This window comes from Carnobacterium iners (assembly GCF_900177385.1).
In the GTDB taxonomy this organism is placed as follows: Bacteria; Bacillota; Bacilli; order Lactobacillales; family Carnobacteriaceae; genus Carnobacterium_A; species Carnobacterium_A iners.
Map to the genome: position 1 here is coordinate 1,373,849 of NZ_FXBJ01000002.1, position 22,870 is coordinate 1,396,718.

Below are 22,870 nucleotides of genomic sequence, written 5' to 3' on the forward strand. Positions count from 1 at the left end.
CTTTTGGCTGTAAAGAAAGAATAGCATTTATTAAAATGAAAATCAGATACTTCTCACAAATAAATAGAGTAGTCGAAAGGTAGAAAAAAAGCTTTCTATTTTATGATTAATTTAAAATGAAAGCAACTAAAAGAAACTTTCTAAAACAGTCTTTTTTGTGGTAAAATTTAGTTTACAATTTATTGACTTTAAGACTAGAATGTTTAGCTATAGAATGATACGATAACGCTTGAATGCTCTTTAAAGAAAATGCGATTAGAAAATAGAGTGCGCTGACTAAACAATAAGAATTAAGATAAAAATAAGTAAGAAAATATAAAACAACTTGGAGGGTATAACACACGATGAAAATTGTTATTGTAGGTGGAGGGAAAGTTGGCGAATTTCTTTGTGTCGCACTCTCTACAGAAGGAAACGACGTCATTCTGATTGAGAAAAATAGTAGGATTTTAGAAAGAATAGTTAATAAAACTGAAATCATTGGAATTGTTGGCAATGGTGCAAACTATGATGTTCAAATAGAGGCGAATGTCCCTGAATGTGATGTATTTATTGCAGTAACCGAAATGGATGAAATCAACATGATTGCTTCTATTATAGCAAAGAAATTAGGCGCTAAAAACACTATTTTAAGAGCAAGGAATAGAGAATATTCATCTCATATAGATTTTGTTCGCGAAAGCTTAGGCATCACTATGCTGATTAATCCTGAACTAGAAGCTGCTAAACATATGGCTAACTTAATCAAATTTCCTTCGGCATTGAGCGTAGAATCATTTGTTTATGGACGAGTAAATATGGTGGAATTAGAAATCAATGAAAAAAGTAAATTAGCTAATATTAATTTAGTGGAATTCAAAAACCAGCATAAAGATATTATGGTTATGATTGTTCTTAGAGGTGAAGAAGCCTTTATTCCTTTTGGTGAGAGTATTTTACAAAAAGGAGACCGTATTTATGTGACCGGTGGTCAAAAACAATTAAATAAATTTTATAAAGCAGCAGGTTCTTATAAAGAAAAAATCAGATCCGTGATGATAATCGGTGGAGGAAGAATTACTTATTATCTACTATCTCTATTAGCTCCACTGAAACTAAACATCAAAGTTATTGAGCACAATGAGGAAAAAGCTATTGAATTAAGTAGTCATTTTCCAGAGGTAGTTGTTATTAATGGAGATGGAACAGACCAAACGTTATTAGATGAAGAGCGCATGGAAATGTACGATGCTGTTATTAGTTTAACAGGCGTAGACGAAGAAAATGTTATCAACTCGATGTATGCTGCAAAAAAAGATGTGAAAAAAATCATTACAAAAATTAACCGCATTTCGCTAATGAAAATACTTGGCAGTGTTGGCTTGCAATCGGTAATTACACCAAAACAAATTATTGCTAATTCAATCATCCGTTTTGTCCGCTCACTAGAAGAGTCTGAAGGTTCAGATGTTGAGGCTTTATATCGTCTAGCGTATGATCAAGTAGAAGTCCTTCAGTTTAAAGTTAAAGAAAGCAGTAAAATTATCAATATCCCATTAAGTCAGTTAAATACTAAAAATAACCTCTTAATTGCTTATATCATTAGAAAAAAGAAAGTTATTTTCCCTGATGGAAAAGACGTTATTAAACCAAAAGATTATGTTGTTGTCGTAAGCTCAAACAGCTACTTTAATGATATTGATGATATAAGAGAGCCAAATAAGGTCAAAAAAAATGAATAAGTCAGTTGTGAAATTTATAATTGGAAGAATTTTAAGAATCGAAGCAGTTTTAATGATTGCTCCTCTGATTGTTAGCTTCATTTATAAAGAAGATAGAGTGTATCAATTTAGTTTTCTAATTGTTATGGCCGTTTTAGTACTGATTAGCTATTTATTGTGTAGAGGTGAAGTTGATAAGCGTCAGATGTATGCTAAAGAAGGATTTATTATTGTTTCACTATCATGGATCATCCTATCGTTTTTTGGTTCTTTGCCTTTTGTTATAAGTGGCGATATTCCTTCTTTTGTCGATGCTTTTTTTGAGACAAGTAGTGGGTTTACAACAACAGGTTCAAGTATCTTAACCGATGTTGAAGCATTAGCCCATTCTATGTTATTTTGGCGAAGCTTTACACATTTAGTTGGAGGTATGGGGGTATTGGTCTTTGCGCTAGCTGTTATGCCACAAACGGGATCAGAATCCGTCCATATCATGAAAGCAGAAGTACCTGGTCCAGTCTTCGGTAAGGTTGTAGCAAAGTTATCTGCTTCGGCTAGAATTTTATATATGATTTATCTTTCAATGGCTGCAGTGATGGTTGTTTTATTGCTTTTCGGAGGGATGAGTTTTTTTGACGCGTTGTTGCATGCCTTCGGGACAGCGGGTACTGGTGGTTTCGGAGTTCGAAATGGTAGTATACTAGCCTATGATAGCACCTATATCGATGTTGTTTTAAGTGTTGGTATGATTTTATTCGGAATTAACTTCAATTTGTATTATTTTATTTTAATTGGGCGTATAAAAGAAGCGTTTAGCAGTGAAGAATTACGTTGGTATTTTGCTATCATTGGGTCTGCCATTCTTTTCATTTGTTTAAATATTTATACTACGTATGAATCAATTGGTATTATGGTAAGAGATGTCTTCTTTTCAGTATCTTCGATTATTACGACAACAGGTTTTTCGACCGTCAACTTTGGAGAATGGCCACTTTTTTCAAGGATGATTTTATTGTCGTTGATGTTTTTTGGTGGTATGGCGGGATCTACAGCTGGAGGTTTGAAAATTTCAAGAATAGCATTACTAATAAAATCGGCCAGTGCTGAGTTTAAAAGAATGAGCCAACCAAATCGTATCGTAGTCATCAAATATGAAAAAAAGACTATTGAACAAGATGCTCTTCGAAGTGTAGTAAATTACTTATTGGTTTATATTGTCATTTTTATAGCTTTAGTTTTAATTATCTCGTTAGATTTTAACGACTTTGAATCTGCATTTAGTTCAATTGTAGCAACATTTAACAACATTGGCCCTGGTTTAGGTGTAGTCGGGCCAATGGGAGGCTATTCAGGACTATCTGATTGGTCAAAAATTTTATTGTCTTTCGTTATGATTGCTGGCAGACTGGAAATATTCCCAATTATTATTCTTTTTTCTAGTAGAACGTGGAGAAGGTAAACCATTAAATAAAAAGAGAGCTAGACAATTTGTCTAACTCTCTTTTTATTTAGTGAAGTTCTAAAGCAAGTAAAGTCTTTTTACGGTTGGCCAAGTAGGATTCATTTTCAAGTAAAACATAGCACAACATATCTAAAATAAAGTAAATAGGTAGTTGACTATTGATAAAGCGCTCATCTACAATCGTTCTATTGTCTGAAGCGAATAAAACAGCGGTTGCAATCTCAGTTAAGCTAGTGTGATTCCGATTTGTGATAGCAAAAATTGTTGCATTTTCTTTTTTTGCAGTCTCGCAAGCCTGAACAATGGCATCTGTCTCACCAGAGTTTGAGATAGCAATTAATAAATCACCTTCATTTAATAATGTCGCGCTCATAATCATCATATGCGGATCTTTGACAGCATCAATAACCAATCCCATTCTTGTAAGACGGTTGCCTAATTCCATGGCGCTTAGACCCGAACTGCCTAAACCAAAAACGACTATTTTGGAAGCTTTTTGAATAGCTTGTATTAACTCAGCAATTTGTAAAGGATTGATTAATTGTGAAGAAGAATAAATCAACTGGTTGTAATAATCCGTTATTTTTTCTGTTAGCTGAGCAGGTTCTGGAGTTTGATGTAATTCTTGACTAATAAGAGTCTTAAATTCTGAAAAACTATGGTAATTCAATTTATGGCAAAAACGTGTGATAGTAGCATTAGATGTGTTTGTTAGATGCGCTAAATCTTTAATATTCCATGAATCAGCATCTTTTTGATTTTCTAAAATATAGGTTGCAATGTGTTTGTCTTTTTTTGTTAAAAAGGTAAAATTTTGTGAAATACGATTCGAAAGGTTTAAGTTAGTTATCATATTATAGACCTACCTATAGTTTCATTTTCTTTTAGAATACCATTTTATGATACATTACACAAAGAGGTTAAAAGGAGAGTTTGTGTCAAGTTTTTCTCGGTCGTCCTATTACTAGGCTAGTTTGGCGTTCTACTTTTGTACACCTATCTGCTACCGCACGGCTTTGCCGTTTGCTGGCCCATCTGTTTGGAGAACGTTCCAAAAAAATGGACCCTTCCCCAAACAGACAGGAATTATCGAAAACTTTTAATTAACTGCCCCATTGCTGAAGAATGAGGGGCATACAACGGAATCGTTCCTTTCTTTGCCCCAACTGACTGACGCGTCTTTTGATGCATTAAAGACGATACACGAACGGTTTGTTTCACCTTACGTTGTTGTCTTGTACTTCTAGTTTGCTGGTGAAGATATGCTTTACGTAACGTTTGATTTAAGATCCCTTGTTTCACTTTCACCATGGCTTCACAACCGACTTCGCTCCAATGCATTCCACGTTTTTTCATCCGATAAGAAATATGGCGTTGATTCGATTCCATTGCGCCTAAACCTCTGGCATCCTTCGGTACTTGTTCTACTTTTTCTCGCCAATCAAAAATCCGATCCCAATTTCTTAAAAGATAAGTTCGAAAACTAGTCAGTTTTTCTACTGCTTGTGTTTCTTCTAAGGTACTTTCATAAGTGTCCAACCAGATCGTTAGGGCCTCTAAATCATGTTTTTTAAGCGCTTGATGAATGTTCTGTTTAAAGAGATTACTTTGTACACCAAAAGCACGGTTCAGGCCTTGAAAGATGTGATAAGCGTCTAATTGATTCAACACGGGATAATTCGACTGCGAAAAAGTTTCTTGGAATTTATCTGCGGTATAGCCTGGTCCACCATCGCTATTGGTAATGATTTGAGCGTGTTTTAACGCGTAATGAGTCGCTGTAAAAGCTTGTACTTCTGCCCAAAAACCAGCCGTCTTTTTAGTCGTCATAATGGCTTTAGGCTCCTTCAAGGAGACTCTCTTTCCATTTTTCTGCCAGCCTTCATAAACAAGTGCATGATGAACCTCTAAACTTTTTTTCTTTGTTGTCCCACGGACAAATACACCATCTGCTTCGGCATAGAAATAATCGACTTTTTTTCCTTCTGGTAACGCTGCTGACTCTTCTAGCTCAATCACCATTTCTTCGTCTTCACGCGCTTGTGCTTCTCCCACTCGTTTAAGGAGGCTGCCTACTGTTTGATGGCTCATCGCTACTGCTGTCCATTCTTTCAGTGTTTCAGCGGTGTCCCGATAGGTACACTTACTGGCTAACTCTGCTACTTTGACTTCTACGAGTGGACTATGACGTTGGTATTTTCTAATCCCCAACCACTCATCTAATGGATAATGATTTTGATTCTCTTGATCTGCCATTAAAGTACGACGGTAACGGACAGGCCCAAAAATAAATTGGACTGTTTTCCAATCTTCTCGCTTTACTTTCCATCCTTCTTGTTGCTTTTGTTCCTTAATCGTTTGGTTTACGTGTATAAATATATCTCCTAATAATTCCGTAAATACTTCATACATATAAAGCTGAATAGATTCTTCTGTAGCAATTAAATCGCTTGATTCCTTTATTATTTCGTATAATTTTGATATAATGTTATCCATAAGAAGGCCTCTTCCATTTATGTATTTGCCGCGTAAGCATACATTTATGATAGAACGCCTTCTTTATTTTTGCTAGTAAAAAGATAATATCCTCTCGAGAACTATTTTACACGTACAAAAGGAGAAAATAATTCTTACCTAGATTGAATTTAAGTTATAAGGAGGGCAGGTTAGGCTATACCACGTATATAAAAAAACAGAGAAAAGATTCCTCTGTTTTTTTGTCTGAGTTAAATGAGTCATTTTTGTTTCTCTGTCTAGCGACGACTATCTTTTCCAATAACAAAAGCTAACGCTAAAATAGCTAAACCGACTAAAATAAAAATAGAACCGATAATAGGATCGCCTGATTTAACAGGACCAAAATAACCAAAAACAACAAGAATTAATCCAACAGTAAGCATGATTTTACCAAAAATATTAAACACAAGAGCACCTCCGTAAATAATGTATGACTAAAAATAGTATACCAATAAAAAAAGATAGTTAATAACGATATGAATATAACTACTGTTTTTTTATTAGGTGACTAAGTTTATTATTTATTTATAAAAGATCACTAGTGTTGCATAAACATAGCTTAATTTGACCTCATTTCTTGTTTTTCTGAAAAAAGGCAAAAAAAGGGAGTGCTTACGCAAAAGATGACTATTTCCAGAAAATTTTGCTTATTCAACTGATTCCATTACCAACGGACACCCTTTCTTTAAGGATCTAAGTCGGTATCAAAAGATTAAACCATTCTTCTGCCGGTTGAAATAACAGGTAACGAAAAAATCGTTTGATTTGGAAAACAGACTGTTTACTTTTTGTTTTTAACTTAATCAAATAGGTTAATAAACTGGCAATCATGGCTAAAATCAGCTGATTGACAACCCCTTTTTCACTTCTCGAAAAAAACTTTTTAATCGTCATATGTTGTTTAATATGCTTGAAGAACAGCTCTATTTGCCAACGTGCTTTGTACATTTCTGCAATGTCAGTAGAGGAGCAGTCAAAACGATTGGTAATAAACTGGAGAGTTTTCCCCTTTTTATCTTGAACGGTTACTAAACGAAATCTGGACGTTAGATGGTTCTGAGCACCTAATGCGACCATTTGGTCGCTGATAACGGACTCACTCTTGGAAGCTACTAATGGTTCTAAAACATGAACTTTTGTATTCTTTTTGATTCTTGTCACAAAGAAGTAGCCCTGCGAGTGCATCGTATCTAATCGTTCAAAATCAAGGTAACCGCGATCAAACACATAAGTCGCTTCAGGTTGATTAACCAATACTTCTAACTGATTTGTATCGTGCTCGACGGCGTTAGTCAGTGTAAATTCATCTGGGTAAAGATGTTCATTATCCATAAAGCAGAGTTTTAAGTGAAGCTTAACTCCTGATGTTGTTTTACGAAAATCAGCCCATTGATAAAGGTTTTGGTTAAGTGAAAACGTCGAAGAATCAATTAGGTAGAGACTATTTCGTTTCGTTACGGGCCTTTTATTTTTAGCCTGACTAACCAGCTGACTAAAAATGGCTAAAAGAATCTCTGAATCTATTTTTGAGAGAGTTCTAGAGAGCTGAGAATAACTGATACTAGTCATACCCATTTCTTTTTGAAGTTCTTTCGAAACAAAAGCCGCATCCATCTCTCTAAGACTTTCTTTTTCGTCATTGATTCCATGAAGAAAAAGTTGAAGAGCTTGGAAGAAACTAAGTTTCTTATGGTATTTATCAAAGTCAACAATCTTTTTTTGAATAGGGCTTGGTAAAAGATTTAGCTTAATGGAAGAAAACCATTTATTAAAAGCAGAATTTGTTTTATACTTATCCATGTGTTAGGTCCTTTTTATTGGTCTTGGATGAGTCATCTGAGTTCAGTATAAAGGACTTTTTTGCATATTGGAATAATATAAACAAATTTGTGAAACACATAATGTTTCATGCAACACTAGTGATAAAAGATAATAAGTTTTCTTCCTCACGCCATGTTAAACTAAGGCTTGGGTTTCAAGTAAAGGAGTGGGAAGATGAGACAAAATTTTGGACGATTGGGACTTTTACTCGTTACGGTTATATGGGGAACAGGATATGTTGTCAGCGATTTAGCTTTGGGTGTTTTAAATCCTTATCAATTGATAGCAGGACGCTTTTCAATAGCCTTCGTAGTTATCCTAATACTATTTTCAAATAAAATAAAAATATAACAAAAAAAGCCTTAACAAGAGGAAGTATTCTAGGAATAATTCTATACTTAGCATTTTTATTTCAAACAGTAGGATTGAGTTACACAACACCTTCTAAAAATGCTTTTTTAACAGCTGTCAATGTAGTTTTAGTTCCTTTTATTGGACTAATTCTATATAAAAATAACATTGCATTAAGAGCTTATTTAGGTGCATTATTATCGGTTATAGGAATCGGGTTGCTTTCTTTAGAAGGATTTAGCGGATTTAACCTGGGAGATTTTTTAACATTGATTGGAGCGGTCTTTTTTTCATTTCAAATTATTTTAACTAGTCGTTTTGTACGAACAGAAAATATTTTTTCTATTGTAATTGTTCAAATGGGAGTGGCAGCAATTTGCGGCGTAGGCACTATGCTCTTGAGAGGAGACCAACTGCCAGAATTCACCTTAACAGGGACTCTTTCAGTGGTATATTTAGGCTTTTTTTCTACGATGTTTGGTTTTATGCTTCAAACGGCAGCCCAACGATTTACTACAGATACCGAAACAGCTGTCATCTTGTCAATGGAGTCACTATGGGGAATGTTGTTTTCGATTATCCTTTTGCAAGAAGTTATAACAACACAAATGGGAATTGGAGCAGCACTAATTTTGGTGGGTGTATTGGTATCTGAAATTAACTTAAAAAAAATCTTCTTTAAAAGAAAGCAGCAAGCCATAAGTGAAAAGATAGAAAAGGAAATGACAAATGGATGATAGAAATGAAGAAAAAGAGTACACTAATGAAAAGGAGTGATTAAATGGTGGATATGAAAGATGTAGGTAAAGCCACACGTGTGCTTTCTAGTGTAGTTGGTGTAACCGTGATAGCCTATGGCATTTATTTGCTAACGGCTAAAGAAGCACCAGAAATAGATGAAACACCAGTATCTTCTCTTGAAGAATCGGTTTCTTCGTCATCTGAAAGTACCACTAGTCCATTTGCTCCGCTAAAGGATTAAATAAAGGGAGAATAAAAAACAGTAACCTTAAGAGGAGGAACGAAATGACCTTGAAAAACAACTTGAAACAAACCCCTCTTTTTAATTATTATCAAAAAAATAAGATTAAATTGGTGGATTTTGGCGGATGGGCAATGCCTATTCAGTTTACGGGTATCATTGAGGAGCATAAAGCCGTAAGGAATGAAGCTGGCTTATTTGATGTCTCCCACATGGGAGAATTTTTAGTTGAAGGAGAAGATGCAAAAACGTATCTTAACGCGCTTTTAACAAATGACGTATCAAAAATAGTCGTGGGAGAATCACAATATCATGCGATGTGTTATCCAGATGGTGGCACAGTCGATGATCTTATTCTTTCTAAATTAGCGGAAAATAGTTACTTGGTAACCGTTAATGCTGGCAACATCCAAAAAGATTACCATTGGATGAAGGAAAAAATAATAAAGAAGGTTACGTTAACAGATACGTCGGATTTGATAGGGTTATTGGCAATACAAGGACCTCTTGCAGAAAGAATCTTACAAAAGTTAACAAAAGATGACCTAAGTGTAATCCAATCGTTTCATTTTAAACAACAGCTTTCAATAGCTGGAATTGACGATATCATGGTTTCAAGAACCGGTTATACGGGAGAAGACGGATTCGAACTTTACCTTGCTGCGGATAAAGCAGCGCAATTATGGGAAGCATTGCTCGAAGCTGGAAAAGAAATGGGTCTAAAACCTTGCGGCTTAGGCTCTAGAGATACGCTTCGACTTGAATCAGCTTACTCACTTTATGGTCATGAGTTGACAGCGGACAGTAGTCAACTTCAAGCGGGTATTGGCTTTGTAGTGAAAACGACTAAACCAACTAATTTTGTTGGGAAAAAAGTTCTTAAACAACAACGCAAAGTAGGCATGCAACAAAAAATAAGAGGCTTTGAATTACTTGGTAAGGGAATTGCACGTGCGGGTTGTAAAATATACGATGATAGGGGAAAAGAAATTGGCATAGTCACTTCGGGTACAAAATCACCGACGTTAAATAAAAGTATTGGATTAGCATTTATAAATATAGAGAATAGTGAACGAGGCTCACGGCTTCAGGTAGAGATTCGCACAAAGCTAATTGAAGCTATTTTAGTGGAAACCCCTTTTTATAAAAGAGAAATAAAATAAAGAAAATAAATGAAGTGGATAGGGAACGTTTTAGATGAATGAAAAAAAAATGGAACGGTATTATACAGAAGAGCATGAATGGGTTATGCCAATAGGAGATGAGAAAGTTCGAATAGGAATAACAGACTACGCTGCAAAAGAATTGGGCGATGTTGTCTACGTCGAACTTCCGGAAATATTAAGTCATGTTAGTCCAGGAGATGAAATAGGCACAGTTGAGTCAACGAAGTCAGCATCCGTTATTTTTGCACCCATTTCTGGGAAAATCCTTTCAGTTAATGAGGAATTAGAAGACGCCCCTGAACTGGTTAACGAAGGCCCGTTAAATGAAGGATGGATGACAGAAGTTCAATTAAGTGATCCAAGTGAACTGGCAGACTTATTGACACAAGAAGAATACATGCAGCTAGTTGAAAAATTAGAAGATGAAGAAGAAGATAGCGAGGAGGAATAAAAGTGGGAAATCATTTCAGATATCTTCCAGATACAGCAAAAGATCGTGAAGAGATGCTAGCAACTCTAGAAGTTTCTTCGCTATCTGAATTATTTACTGATATTCCAGATAAGCTTCAGTTGAAAGAACCACTAGCTATCCCAGCTGCTTTGCATGAATTTGCCTTAGAGAAAAAAATACGAAGGATGGCAAATAAAAACAAAGACAGCAAAGATTATGTGTTTTTCTTAGGAGCGGGGACCTATGATCATTACATTCCAAGTACGGTGGATCATGTTCTTTCTCGTTCAGAATTTTATACGGCTTATACCCCTTATCAAGCAGAAGCGAGTCAAGGAGAGTTGCAAGCACTATTCGAGTTTCAAACGATGATTTGTGAACTGACAGGAATGGATGCAGCTAATTCTTCGCTTTATGATGGCTTTACAGCGATGGGAGAAGCGGCCACACTTGCTGTTCGAAGTACGAAAAGAAATAAAGTCATTGTTTCAAAAGGTGTACACCCCCAAGGACGCGAAGTATTAAAAACGGTTTCAACTGGATTTAATTATCAAGTAGCAGAAGCGAAATTAAAAGGAGATACCACAGACTTAATAGAATTGAAAAACCTCATCGATCAAGAAACAGCCGCTGTTATCATCCAGCACCCTAATTTTTTTGGTTCAATAGAGGATTTGACAGAAATAAAAGCAATCGCCGAATCGAATCATGCACTGCTTATTGTTGTAGCAAATCCTTTAGCACTAGCTTTACTAGAAGCACCTGGAAACTTAGGAGCGGATATTGTTGTAGGCGATACTCAACCATTGGGCTTATCGATGTCATATGGTGGTCCGCACTGTGGCTATTTTGCTGTTAAGAAAAAAGATATCCGAAAATTACCGGGTCGGATTGTTGGCCAATCTTTAGATAAAGAGGGGAAACGCGGCTTTGTATTAACGTTACAAACACGCGAACAACACATCAAACGTGAAAAAGCCACATCAAATATGAGTTCTAACCAAGCATTAATTGCATTAGCTTCAGCAGTCTTTATGTCTGCCTTGGGTAAAGAGGGATTACGTCGGATGGCTCAGTTAAATATTGAAAAAGCTGATTATATGGCTAATATATTAAATGAAAAAGGATTTTCTGTTAACAACCAAGCTCCTTTTTTCAATGAATTTGTTGTTGAACTTCCTTTTTCAATTCAACAAACAAATAAAGCGCTAATGAATCAAAAAATGATTGGTGGATATAATATAGAAAAAGAATATGGTCTTAAAAATCATATGTTAGTTGCGGTAACAGAACAACGGACAAAAGAAGAGATAGATGCATTCATTGCTGTGTTGGAAGGGATGATAAAATGACCAATAACAATGAATTAATTTTTGAAATCAGCCGCCCAGGTAGGATAGCAGCTAGTCTTCCAGAAAGTGATGTGCCTGCAGTTAAGTTGTCAAAAAAATTCCCTGAGCATTTGATTCGTAAAACTCCTGCTGAATTGCCTGAAGTTTCAGAACCACAATTAATGCGTCACTACACCGCTCTATCTAATATGAACTTTGGAGTCGACAATGGCTTTTACCCATTGGGCTCATGTACAATGAAATACAATCCTAAAATCAATGAAGACGTAGCCCGCTTATCTGGTTTTGCTAATATCCATCCTTTTCAACCAACGCAAACGGTTCAAGGTGCACTCGAATTAATGTATGAATTGCAAGAAGATTTAAAGGTAATCACAGGAATGGCGGCTATTTCCTTGCAACCCGCTGCCGGTGCGCAAGGGGAATGGACTGGTCTTATGATCATGAAATTATTTCATAAACAAAATGGCGAAGACAAGAAACGGACCAAAATCCTTGTTCCTGATTCAGCGCATGGAACAAATCCATCTAGCGCATTTATTGCGGGTTTTGACGTAGTTGAGATTCCCTCTAATGCTTCCGGGACAGTTGATTTAGCAGCATTAAAAAATCAACTAGGAACCGATATTGCTGGTTTAATGCTGACGAATCCTAACACGCTTGGCTTATTTGAAAAAGATATTGAAGAGATAGCGAAGCTGATCCACGGAATTGGTGGCTTAGTATATTATGATGGGGCAAATTTAAATGCGATATTAGGTAAAACGACTCCTGCTGCGATGGGTTTTGATATCGTGCACCTTAACTTACACAAAACGTTTAGTACCCCTCATGGTGGAGGAGGACCGGGATCAGGACCTGTTGGGGTTAAAGGCTTTCTAGCACCTTACCTACCGGTTCCACGTGTTGAAAAACAAGACGATGAATATGTATTAAATTCAAGCTATCCTCTTTCATTGGGACGTGTTAAAGGTTACTTTGGAAACTTTGGTGTCAACGTTAGAGCTTATACGTATATTCGAACGATGGGAGCAGATGGCTTAAAACAAGTCTCTGAAAGCGCAGTATTGCATGCGAATTATTTGCGTAAATTACTAGCACCTTACTACATTGTATCGCATCCTCAGTTTTGCAAGCATGAATTTGTTTTGTCGGGCTTAAAACAGAAAAAATTAGGTGTCAAAACAATGGACATTGCTAAAAGACTACTGGACTTTGGTTATTATGCACCAACTGTCTATTTCCCACTAATTGTTGAAGAAGCGATGATGATTGAGCCAACAGAGACAGAAACAAAAGAAACATTAGATGCTTTTGCAAAAACACTCATTGCTATTGCAAAAGAAGTTGAGGAAACACCAACGATTGTTTTAGAAGCTCCGCATACAACTTCCGTTAGGCGAATGGATGAAGTGAGAGCGGCTAGAAAATTAAGGGTCCGTTACGATAAAAGTAAGGATAAAGAGTAAGGTAACTAATCGAAATAAGATAAAGTGTTTTTTTAAAAAAACGGAGGAATAGCTATGGGCATTGAACAGAATAAAGTCATCTTAGTATTAGTTGGAGTTAGTGGAAGTGGAAAAACAACTTTAGCCAATGCACTAGAGAAGACCGGAATTCCAAAATTGGTTACGACAACAACTAGACCTAAAAGAGAGGGAGAAGTAGAAGGGCTAGATTATTATTTTAGAGAAATGACTGAAATGTCCAATATTGCTTTTATCGAAAATTCTTTATACAATCATTATCTTTACGGTTTAACAGTAGATACAGTAGAAAAAGGATTAGATTTTCATGATGTTATGAGTGTCGTTTTAGATAAAAATGGTGCAGCTGCGTTAAAAGAGGTTAATCCTTTCTACACAAAAATTATTTACTTACACATTTCTGAAGATGAAATTCAAAAAAGAATGGAAAAAAGAGGCGATAGTTTAGAAAGTATCCAACAACGGTTAGCATTCGCTCGAGAGACAAATGAGTTTGAAGCACCAGTAGAAACGGATTTAACTTTGCCTGTTCAAGACGTAGAAAAATCTGTTGAGTGTATCTTATCGTTTATTAAAAATGGCTTACAATAAAATGAGCTGTTTTATAAGTTAACCTGTTGTTCTTAGTATGACTGTTTTTTTGATGTATTCTTTAACTAAATGAATTAAATAAAGAAGAGGTTGAGACCATATTTGAGTCTTGACCTCTTCTTTATTTGGCCAAACAAAAATAGTCTAGTAATATGAATTAATAATTTTTTAAAAACAAAAAATTTATGTTGCTTTTTTTTATAAAGGAGAGTAAATTTGTTTATGGATACAAGAAGTCCATAATGGACATTGAATAGAGTTAATCTACTAGGAAAAGAGGCGAGATGGTGAATTTAACAAAAGGATTGGAACAAGCCGTTTGTATTATGACATTATTAGCAACTCAAGATAAGAAATTCCCAATTGCTTCACATATTATCAATCGAAGATTAAAGGGAGCTTCTCCTTCCTATATTAAAAAAATTATGAGGAAGCTAGTTGTAAATGGTTTAGTAACTTCTGTTTCTGGAAGCAACGGTGGGTTTTCTTTGACGAGAGATCCAGAAAGTATTCATCTATTAGAAGTAGTAGAAGCTTTGGAAGGGCCAATTGTTACTTATCCTAATACAGGAATGATTAATCAAGTTTTTTCGGATTTAGGACCAACCGCTGATCAAGGTGAAATTATTTTAATAGAAGTCTTTAAGCAAGCAGATAATCAATATAAAGACTACCTTAGTAAACAAACACTTGCTGAGTTGATTTGTAAATCGTTGAATCATCAAGATATTCCTATTCTCAATTGGAATGAAAAAATGAATCAGTTTTAAGTTAGGAAAGGCGTTGAAAAAAATTAATGAACATGTTAAAAAAGGAATGGAAAGAAGTCTATTCTAATAAAATGTTGCTTCTTTCCTGTATCGTTATTTTGTTTATTCCAATATTATATGCAGGATTTTTCTTGAAATCTAACTGGGATCCTTATGGTAGTACAGACGAGCTTTCCGTTGCAGTGGTTAATGAAGACGAAGAAGTTAAGTACGAAGGCAAAAAATTAGCTATTGGATCTGAACTAGTAAGTAATTTAAAAAATAATGATTCTTTAGATTGGCATTTCGTTGCTCCAAGTGAAGCAGAAAAAGGATTGAAAGATCGCACATATTATATGGTAATGACTATCCCAAGAAACTTCTCAAAAGATGCAGCGACAGTGATGGATGCTCATCCTAAAAAAATGAAATTAACGTATAAAACGAATGGCTCATTAAATTTTATTGGTGAAGTGATTAGTAAATCAGCTGTAAAAGAAATTAAAAAAGAAGTTTCTCAAAATGTTACGAAAGCTTATACAAATGCCTTATTTGATCAAGTAGGTGAAGTGGGTGATGGCTTTGCTGAAGCTGCTAATGGATCGAATAAATTAAAAATAGGTACAGAAAAAATTATTGATGGAAATAAAGAGTTAACAACTAATTTAGCGAAACTAGCTAATAGCACTCTTACATTCAATGAAGGTGCAGATACGCTAACTATTGGAGTAAACCAATACACGAATGGTATTGCTCAATTAGCCTCAGGAGCAGTTAAATTAAATGAAGGTATCAACCAATTAGCCTCTAATGTAGCACCGATAAAAGATGGAGTAACTCAATTAGATAACGGCGCCAAAGATTTAACAAGTGGATTAACGACTTACACAGCTGGCGTTAGCCAATTAGCTTCAGGAGCAGGTCAATTGACTGCTAATAATGATGCACTACAAAATGGTGCGATTAGTCTAAGCGATGGAGTTGATCAAGTCAGATCTGGTAGCGATCAATTGCTCGCTGGATTAAATCAGCTATCAACCTCACTTAAAGCTAGTCAATCGGATAAAAATAAAAAGAACGTAGATACATTAATAACTAGTTTACCGATAATAAATAATGGTATTCAGGACTTGAATACTGCTTTAGGTGGTCAAACAGAGAGTATAAATACTGATTCAATTACTGAAGATTTAACTAGTGTAGGTACAAATTTAAAAGGTATGGAAGAAAGCTTAATAGATGCCGGTACTAATCTATACAGTATTGGAGAAAGTACAAAAGCACTAGGAGTCAACGTAGGAAACGATGCGACTAAAACAATTGGCACTGTTCAAAACACAACAGCCTTCAAAGCTCTAGACTCAACTCAACAAGTTGAATTACTAGAAGCCTTACAAGGCGAATTGAAAGCACAAGGAGAGGCAAATGCTGCGTTACTTGGGACCATCGCTAACCAAACAAAGACGACAGGCGATGCTGTCACAACAATAGGCAATCAAGCAACAAATATAAGTACTTCAGCAAATGAATTAAAAAATCAATTAGAAGAACTAGCTGGACTAACAAGCCAATTGACGACTTTAAAAACACAAGTAGCTACATTAGCAGCCGGTTCAAACCAAGCACTTCCCGGAGCTGTTCAAGCTATTACTAAATTAAGTGGCGGTTTAACATCTGTTCAAACAGCATTAACTCAAACAGGTGACGGTCAAAATAAAGGTGTTATTCAAGTTATGGCCGAATTAAACCAAGGACTTAAAACGATTCAGGGTGGATTGAAAGATAATGATGGCTTAGTTGCCGGTATAACAACGTACACAAATGGAGTTGAGACTTTAAAAGATGGTGCAACTCAATTAGAAAATTATTCTAGGATAATAAATTCTGGTGCGACTCAATTAAGCGGTGGGCTTAGCCAAGTTACTGGAAAGTTACCATCCTTAATAGATGGAGTAGATCAGTTAAATACAGGTTCTAATCAGTTAGTTCAAGGAACCAAGCAATTAACGAATAACTCTGAAAAATTAATCAATGGATCAGTTCAACTAGCTAACGGAGCTGGTCAAATCAATGAGGGTTCAATTAAATTAGCTAATGGCTCAACTACTTTAGGAAAAGGATTAGGCACATTAAAAGAAGGGACTACAACATTAGCGACTAGCTTACAAGAAGGTGCAACTAAAGTGAATGCGATTGATCCTACTGATGAGACAGTTAATATGTTTTCAAATCCGACAGAATTAATCCATAAAGAGTTCAGTCACGTTCCTAATTATGGAGCTGCTTTAGCCCCTTATATTATGTCAATGGCTTTATATATAGGAGCACTCGTTTTTAACGTCATTTATCCGATACGAAAACAGTTTTTAAAAGGACAATCTGGTTTTTCTTTTTGGCTAGCGAAACTTTCAATAGCTCTACCGACTGCTTTATTGATGGCTATTATTGAAGGAGGAATACTAATGGCGTTAGGATTACAAGTGCAATCCGTTGGGAAATTTTTTGCTGTCGCTATGATAACAGCAGTAGCTTTTATGGCAATAGTCACCTTCTTGACCATATCTTTAGACAATGTAGGTCGCTTTATTGCGATGATATTACTAGTTGTACAATTAGGTGGCTCAGGAGGAACGTTCCCAATACCATTAACCAATGATTTCTTTATATTTATCCATCCGTTTTTACCAATGTCTTATTCCATCTACGGATTTAGGGAAGCTATTTCTGGTGGGATTGGCCAAGATTTATATAACCAAAGTATGCTTGTTTCAGTCAGTATCACTCTTGTTTTCAGTAGTTTGTTATTTATTTATACGTATTTTTTTCAAAAATATAAAAAGCAAGCGATAGCAACAGATGACTGCTCAGAAAGTTTACCAGCATAGAACCATGATACAATGAAAAAGAGGATTTGAGTCTGTCTCAAAATCCTCTTTTTTTGTTCGCCCAGCATGGGCAAACTCTAACAGGTGAAAGTCCTGAGTGCGACCGATTAGCGGTAAGCATGTAGCTAAAAGCAAGGGTGTCCACCGTGAGGTGGAATCTGAAGGAAGCTCGAGGCAAATCTCTGGTCTGACGAACAGAAATCATATAGGAGGCAGTGCACGAGGATAAGGTTGCAAAAGAAGCTGAAGTCCAATAGCTAATGTATCAATCGTGTGATGTAGATATGGCAGATAGATGGAGAGAAAGAGTTCGCACCTTAACTGGGGAGGTCTTCTGTTCTTATTTCAAAAACTTGTAGTGATACAAGCCTGAGACAGGAGAAGTCAGCAGAAGCCGTAGTAGTGAAGACAGCTAGTGAAAGTTAGACAGAGCGAAGGGCTGAACCGTTTTATCGTTATGGAAATCAATATTGGAAGAGGAAATAGACCGCTGGTCAAAAGACGAGAAAGTGGATACCGACTTCACGAGAAGGAAAGGAAATAACAAACATGTATGAAAGAAAAATCCTTGAGCGTATCTTAGATAAAGAGAATTTGACTGTAGCATTCGAACAAGTAAGACGAAATAAAGGTGTCGCAGGTGTGGATGGCATGACAATTGACGAGCTAGGAATATATTTTCTTCGAAACAAAGAAGAAGTTATGGCTCAGATTCGTCAAAGAAACTACCAAACCTCACCCGTTCTTCGAGTGGAGATTCCTAAACCAAATGGTGGTGTTCGTTTACTAGGAATCCCGACAGTTAAAGACCGTATGATTCAACAAGCCATTGCACAAGTATTGACTCCCTTATTCGATAAAGGTTTTAGTAACTATAGTTACGGTTTTCGACCAAACCGGCAAGCTGAAATGGCGATTAATCAGGCGTTAGTGTACTTCAATGAAGGATATGACTGGATTGTTGATATCGATCTTGAACGTTTCTTTGATACGGTGCAACATGACCGATTGATGAATTTAGTCTCTAGAACAATCTCCGATGGAGATGTAATTTCGCTGATTCGTAAATTTCTTGTCAGTGGAGTACAAGTTAATGGGATTATTCAAGATACTAGCATTGGAACTCCGCAAGGAGGGAACCTTTCACCGCTATTGAGCAATATCATGCTTAATGAACTTGATAAGGAACTGGAAAAACGAAACCTCCGTTTCGTTCGTTACGCTGATGATTGTATCATTATGGTTAAGAGTGAAATGTCAGCGAGAAGAGTGATGCGTTCCGTTACAAAATTTATCGAAGAAAAGTTAGGATTGATTGTCAATAGTACAAAATCTAAGATTACGAAGCCAAATAATCCAGAAATGAAATTTTTAGGATTCGGTTTTTACCGAGATTTTAATAAGAAAACCTATCAAGCGAAACCACATAAAATCTCAGTAGAAAACTTTCGATATAAACTTAAAGTACTTACACGTAAGAATTGGAGTATTGATACGAAATATCAAGTGGAACGACTGAATCAAGTGATTCGAGGGTGGATAAACTACTATAAAATAGGTTCAATGAAAAGCATTTTAAAGAAAATTGACTCTCATTTGAGAGTCCGTCTCAGAATGTGTATTTGGCATAAATGGAAAACAGCTAAGAATCGGCGAAAGAACTTAATAAAATTAGGGATGGACAAATACAGTGCCTATAAAAATAGTCACACTAGTAAGGGTGTCGTACGTATTGCCTATTCTTGGATTTTAACAACGACTATCACAAACAAGAGACTTGCCCAATTTGGCCTAGTCTCTTGTGTAGAGCATTACGATAAAATACATGTTTAGTATAAAATGGAACCGCCGTATACCGAACGGTACGTACGGTGGTGTGAGAGGTCGGAGCCGTGAGGCTCCTCCTACTCGATTATTCGAATCCTAGAATGAAAATTCCAACCATAATAACAGCAATGACCATATATTGAGCTTTAGTTAATTTTTCTTTTAAGAAGATACGTGAAAGAATAATCGACACAATACTATAAGAAGAAATCAGCGGTGTGACAATAATAGCATTTCCAGCAATAGCATAGACATAGAAAAATTGGCCAAATGTTTCGAATAAAGCTGCGTAGCCTTTTGTCCGTTCTTCAAATACATTAAAGGATTGCTTTTTGATTACAATTAGATAAAAAGCAGCTAAAATAGCGCAGATTAGAAAAGTTAGCTCATAAGAAGTGTTAGCTTGGTTTTCGCTCATTACTTTATCCAAAATAAAAGCATCTGCAAATGTTCCTAGACCATCGATAACGGCGTATAAAACAGGTAAAATAATAGCAAGCGCACCAATTTGGTATTTACGATCAATTTTCTTTTTGTGCTTGATTCTATCTAAGTCTGCTGCTTTCTTTTCAAGAATAGATAACAATAGTATACCAATTGAAATAAGGGCAACAGCGAAGAACTGTATGCCGGTCATAACTTGGCCTAAGAATATAAAGGTTAGTAAAGAAGCAATTGCACCGGATGAATTCATGATAGGAGACGAAATTGATAGCTCCAGATAACGCAACCCGATGTACCCAATAGTCATTGAAAGAATATACATACTAGAAACGGGTAAATAACGAATAATATTCATCGGATCATAAGAAATACCTGTAAATAAAAGTGTATAAATAGCATGAATCCCCATAACAGAACCGACCATTATTACAATTCGTAAATGGCTGTACGGATCCTTAGGGTTGCTGCCTTTTTTATAAAATAAATCTGCTGCTCCCCAAGAAAAACTAGCAACTAATGTAAAAATAAACCACATGATTTTCACCTTTTCATCGAAATAAATTTGCGAATAACTTACATAAAAAATGAATGAATTCTATAATTAAACTAGTTTTCGCCTTGTTCATAGTAGCATAAAAATGAAAAGAAATTAATAAAAATAAAAGATAAATAATAAAAAGAGATAAAACAAGCTAAAATAAATATAATTTTGAAAAAATAAACCGTAATAAAGAGGTCTTTAATTGTTAATTAAAGATAAGAGGAGTATAGTTAATTTAGGTTAAAAGCAACTCTATTAGTTATATTGAAAATGAACTCGAAATTCAACAAACAAAAGGTGAAATTACGGCTTATGAATATGTACTAAACGCAGATGAAAGCAAAAAAAATAGAAAACGAAAAAAGAAAAGCTGAAAAGTAGCTTTTCTTTTTTCGTTTTAATTTGTGAAATCAAGAAAACGTCTAAGTATTCTTGTTGTTTTTTTTATTTCTGCGAAAAACCCAAATTAAACCTGTTGTAATTAGGATAAACATAATCAAATAAGCTATTTTTGAATAAATAGACATATAATAAACAATGACCGTCCAATTTGATCCAACAAGAGAACCAAAATAAATTAAAACAGTATTCCAAATCAATGAACCTAAAGTCGTAAATAAAAGAAAAAGGCCTATTCTCATTTTTGCCAGTCCAGCTGGTATAGAAATGAGGCTTCTAATTAAGGGAACAAAGCGACAAAAAAAGACTGTTGCAATCCCGTGCTTAGTAAACCACTGACTTGCTTTATGCAAATCTTTTTTTGATAAACGTAAAATAGTGCCCCACCGATCAACAATTGTTTCTAGACGAGTCATATCTAAAAAAGAACCTAGACCATATAAAATCAAAGCACCGATAACGGAACCGATAGTTGAGACAATGATCATGCCGGTAATTGTTAAATTTGTTGTCGTCGTCATAAATCCACCAAACGTTAAAATAACTTCTGAGGGAATTGGGGGGGAATATTTTCAATCATAATTAAAAATGCAACACTAATATAACCAAATTGTTCCATAATTTGTTGAATCCAAATTTCCATAGGGTTGTAAACTTCTCGTCTGACAGTTCTTTTTATTTTAGTTCATATTTTTAATAGTATCTAATATAGAGATAGCTGTTTCTAAGTTCATATGAGTTTGCTTCTTTAATTCATTTGCGACATGTTCAATTTCATTACCCGATGCTCCGGCACTGATAGCCAAAGATTTAGCTTGCAAACCCATGTGCCCTTTTTGAATACCTTCTGTTACTAAAGCTCTCAGAGCAGCGAAATTTTGTGCTAAACCGACTGAAACAATGACAGATTCAAGTTCTTTAGCACTTTTTAAAGACAACAAGCGCTGACTAAATTGAGCAGTAGGGTGTATACCGATCGATCCACCTACGAATCCAACAGGCAAAGGGAGTGTTAAAGATCCTTTTAAATCACCATTATCAGCTTTTTCCCAAATAGATAAAGAGCGGTATTGTCCCGACCTAGCAGCATAGGCATGTGCACCGGCTTCAATGGCACGCCAATCGTTTCCACTTGCTAAAACGACAGCGTCAATGCCGTTCATGATGCCTTTATTATGTGTTGTCGCACGATAAGGATCTACATAAGCAAATTGAGAGGCTTCAATCATTGCATCTCTTACTTCTTCTCCCAAATAGTCTCCACGCTCTAGTAAGGAAAGTGGAATTTGGCAAGTAGCAGTAGCTAAACATTCAGTCGCATAATTTGATAGAATACTCATCAAAACTTTCCCATCAGTCAGGGTTTCGATATACGAAGCAATAGCCTCCATCATAGTATTAACAATATTAGCACCCATCGCTTCTAGAACGTCGATATGAACATGGACAACTAAAAATGTTGGGGAATGCTCTGTTGCTGGGATAGTACGAAATTCCACTTCATCTGCACCGCCACCTCGTTTGACAATCGAAGGATGAGCGTTATTTGCTTTTTTTAGAATGATCTCTTTGTTTAAGGACAGTTCTTCTAGAGCATGCGCTAAATCTGGAATATCTTTTAAAGCAACTTGCCCAATCATCTTCCGTTCGCTTAAGTGAGTTTTAAAGCCACCAGCTTGTGCTATCACTTTAGCAGCTGCACTAGCTGCAGCGATAACAGAAGGTTCTTCGGTTACCATAGGCACTTGGTACGTTTGATTATCTATTAAAAAATGTAAAGCAACCCCTAGAGGAAGGGAGTACTGTGTTAATTGATTTTCAATCATATGATTAGCTAGTTGATCTGTTAATTGTGAATTTTCAAAAAGAAGTAAGGCATCTTCTATCTGGATAACCCTAGCATCCAATAAAGCCTTTATTCTTTCTACTTTTGTTTTTTTATAAAATTCTGAAAAATGAGAATGCGTCATTCTATAACCTCTTTCCAAAATAAGTTCATTCATTATTCTAGCATAGAACACTGTGCTACTCTAGTGAGAGGGGACTAACTTAATAGAAACCTTAATTATAGAATAGCTAACCATTCATTTTTAAGTTGCTTTCTTTTTCTTATCGCTGTTAGTGTAAAATAATTGTTGGAAACTA

20 protein-coding genes are annotated in these 22,870 nt (G+C 35.6%); 13 read left to right on the top strand and 7 right to left on the bottom strand.

All coding sequences use genetic code 11. The features are described from left to right. Positions 1–344 precede the first annotated feature (344 nt). Together trkA and B9Y54_RS06715 are read left to right on the top strand one after the other, a co-directional pair. On the top strand, positions 345–1,721 hold the full coding sequence (gene trkA / locus B9Y54_RS06710; RefSeq protein WP_085559549.1) for a Trk system potassium transporter TrkA: 1,377 nt from the start codon (positions 345–347) through the stop codon (positions 1,719–1,721). Beyond that, positions 1,714–3,159 carry a TrkH family potassium uptake protein gene (locus tag B9Y54_RS06715; RefSeq protein WP_085559550.1) on the top strand — a complete coding sequence of 482 codons (1,446 nt, stop codon included), beginning with the start codon at positions 1,714–1,716 and terminating at the stop codon, positions 3,157–3,159. The genes trkA and B9Y54_RS06715 overlap by 8 nt, the downstream gene beginning before the upstream one ends. Before the next feature lie 49 nt (positions 3,160–3,208). On the opposite strand, the gene B9Y54_RS06720 is transcribed toward B9Y54_RS06715, so the two are convergent. The 4 genes from B9Y54_RS06720 to B9Y54_RS06730 all read right to left on the bottom strand — a co-directional run bounded on the left by B9Y54_RS06720 (position 3,209) and on the right by B9Y54_RS06730 (position 7,479). Further along, positions 3,209–4,015 (bottom strand): MurR/RpiR family transcriptional regulator, encoded by an 807-nt coding sequence (locus tag B9Y54_RS06720; RefSeq protein WP_085559551.1) that lies wholly within the window; start codon positions 4,013–4,015, stop codon positions 3,209–3,211. A 233-nt stretch (positions 4,016–4,248) separates the two neighbouring features. Next, positions 4,249–5,658 (bottom strand): ISLre2 family transposase, encoded by a 1,410-nt coding sequence (locus B9Y54_RS06725; RefSeq protein WP_085559552.1) that lies wholly within the window; start codon positions 5,656–5,658, stop codon positions 4,249–4,251. A gap of 257 nt (positions 5,659–5,915) precedes the next feature. Continuing rightward, positions 5,916–6,086 carry a hypothetical protein gene (locus B9Y54_RS12515; RefSeq protein ID WP_200805362.1) on the bottom strand — a complete coding sequence of 57 codons (171 nt, stop codon included), beginning with the start codon at positions 6,084–6,086 and terminating at the stop codon, positions 5,916–5,918. Between the two features lie 286 nt (positions 6,087–6,372). Then, the gene (locus B9Y54_RS06730) at positions 6,373–7,479 is read right to left on the bottom strand and encodes an IS4 family transposase (protein WP_085559553.1); all 1,107 of its coding nucleotides are present in this window, start codon (positions 7,477–7,479) and stop codon (positions 6,373–6,375) included. 195 nt (positions 7,480–7,674) lie between these two features. Between B9Y54_RS06730 and B9Y54_RS12940 the strand changes: the two genes are divergently transcribed. From B9Y54_RS12940 to ltrA, 11 genes are all read left to right on the top strand, one after another. After that, a complete protein-coding gene (locus tag B9Y54_RS12940; RefSeq protein ID WP_085559554.1) occupies positions 7,675–7,851 on the top strand; it encodes an EamA family transporter in 177 nt (58 codons plus the stop codon). Between the two features lie 38 nt (positions 7,852–7,889). After that, positions 7,890–8,588, top strand: coding sequence for a DMT family transporter (locus B9Y54_RS12780; protein WP_338064581.1), 699 nt, complete (start codon positions 7,890–7,892; stop codon positions 8,586–8,588). Positions 8,589–8,632: 44 nt separating this feature from the next. Further along, complete coding sequence (locus B9Y54_RS06745) at positions 8,633–8,833, top strand: hypothetical protein (RefSeq protein WP_085559556.1); 201 nt, start codon at positions 8,633–8,635, stop codon at positions 8,831–8,833. Positions 8,834–8,877: 44 nt separating this feature from the next. Further along, positions 8,878–9,996 carry a glycine cleavage system aminomethyltransferase GcvT gene (gcvT, locus tag B9Y54_RS06750; RefSeq protein WP_085559557.1) on the top strand — a complete coding sequence of 373 codons (1,119 nt, stop codon included), beginning with the start codon at positions 8,878–8,880 and terminating at the stop codon, positions 9,994–9,996. Between the two features lie 34 nt (positions 9,997–10,030). Then, a complete protein-coding gene (gcvH, locus tag B9Y54_RS06755; protein ID WP_085559558.1) occupies positions 10,031–10,450 on the top strand; it encodes a glycine cleavage system protein GcvH in 420 nt (139 codons plus the stop codon). 2 nt (positions 10,451–10,452) lie between these two features. Beyond that, positions 10,453–11,802 carry an aminomethyl-transferring glycine dehydrogenase subunit GcvPA gene (gene gcvPA / locus B9Y54_RS06760; protein ID WP_085559559.1) on the top strand — a complete coding sequence of 450 codons (1,350 nt, stop codon included), beginning with the start codon at positions 10,453–10,455 and terminating at the stop codon, positions 11,800–11,802. Beyond that, positions 11,799–13,271 (top strand): aminomethyl-transferring glycine dehydrogenase subunit GcvPB, encoded by a 1,473-nt coding sequence (gene gcvPB / locus B9Y54_RS06765; protein WP_085559560.1) that lies wholly within the window; start codon positions 11,799–11,801, stop codon positions 13,269–13,271. The genes gcvPA and gcvPB overlap by 4 nt, the downstream gene beginning before the upstream one ends. A 54-nt stretch (positions 13,272–13,325) precedes the next feature. Next, complete coding sequence (locus tag B9Y54_RS06770) at positions 13,326–13,880, top strand: AAA family ATPase (RefSeq protein WP_085559561.1); 555 nt, start codon at positions 13,326–13,328, stop codon at positions 13,878–13,880. Between the two features lie 287 nt (positions 13,881–14,167). After that, positions 14,168–14,650, top strand: coding sequence for an Rrf2 family transcriptional regulator (locus tag B9Y54_RS06775; RefSeq protein ID WP_085559562.1), 483 nt, complete (start codon positions 14,168–14,170; stop codon positions 14,648–14,650). A 26-nt stretch (positions 14,651–14,676) separates the two neighbouring features. Continuing rightward, positions 14,677–17,514 carry a YhgE/Pip domain-containing protein gene (locus B9Y54_RS06780; protein WP_085559563.1) on the top strand — a complete coding sequence of 946 codons (2,838 nt, stop codon included), beginning with the start codon at positions 14,677–14,679 and terminating at the stop codon, positions 17,512–17,514. Between the two features lie 549 nt (positions 17,515–18,063). After that, a complete protein-coding gene (ltrA, locus tag B9Y54_RS06785) occupies positions 18,064–19,347 on the top strand; it encodes a group II intron reverse transcriptase/maturase (RefSeq protein WP_085558799.1) in 1,284 nt (427 codons plus the stop codon). A gap of 79 nt (positions 19,348–19,426) precedes the next feature. Here the strand turns inward: ltrA and B9Y54_RS06790 are convergent, their stop codons facing one another. From B9Y54_RS06790 to B9Y54_RS06800, 3 genes are all read right to left on the bottom strand, one after another. Beyond that, positions 19,427–20,320, bottom strand: coding sequence for a DMT family transporter (locus tag B9Y54_RS06790; protein WP_085559564.1), 894 nt, complete (start codon positions 20,318–20,320; stop codon positions 19,427–19,429). Between the two features lie 428 nt (positions 20,321–20,748). Continuing rightward, positions 20,749–21,246 carry a DedA family protein gene (locus B9Y54_RS06795; RefSeq protein ID WP_234987861.1) on the bottom strand — a complete coding sequence of 166 codons (498 nt, stop codon included), beginning with the start codon at positions 21,244–21,246 and terminating at the stop codon, positions 20,749–20,751. Positions 21,247–21,405: 159 nt separating this feature from the next. Next, positions 21,406–22,695 carry a hydroxymethylglutaryl-CoA reductase, degradative gene (locus B9Y54_RS06800; RefSeq protein WP_085559565.1) on the bottom strand — a complete coding sequence of 430 codons (1,290 nt, stop codon included), beginning with the start codon at positions 22,693–22,695 and terminating at the stop codon, positions 21,406–21,408. Positions 22,696–22,870 lie beyond the last annotated feature (175 nt).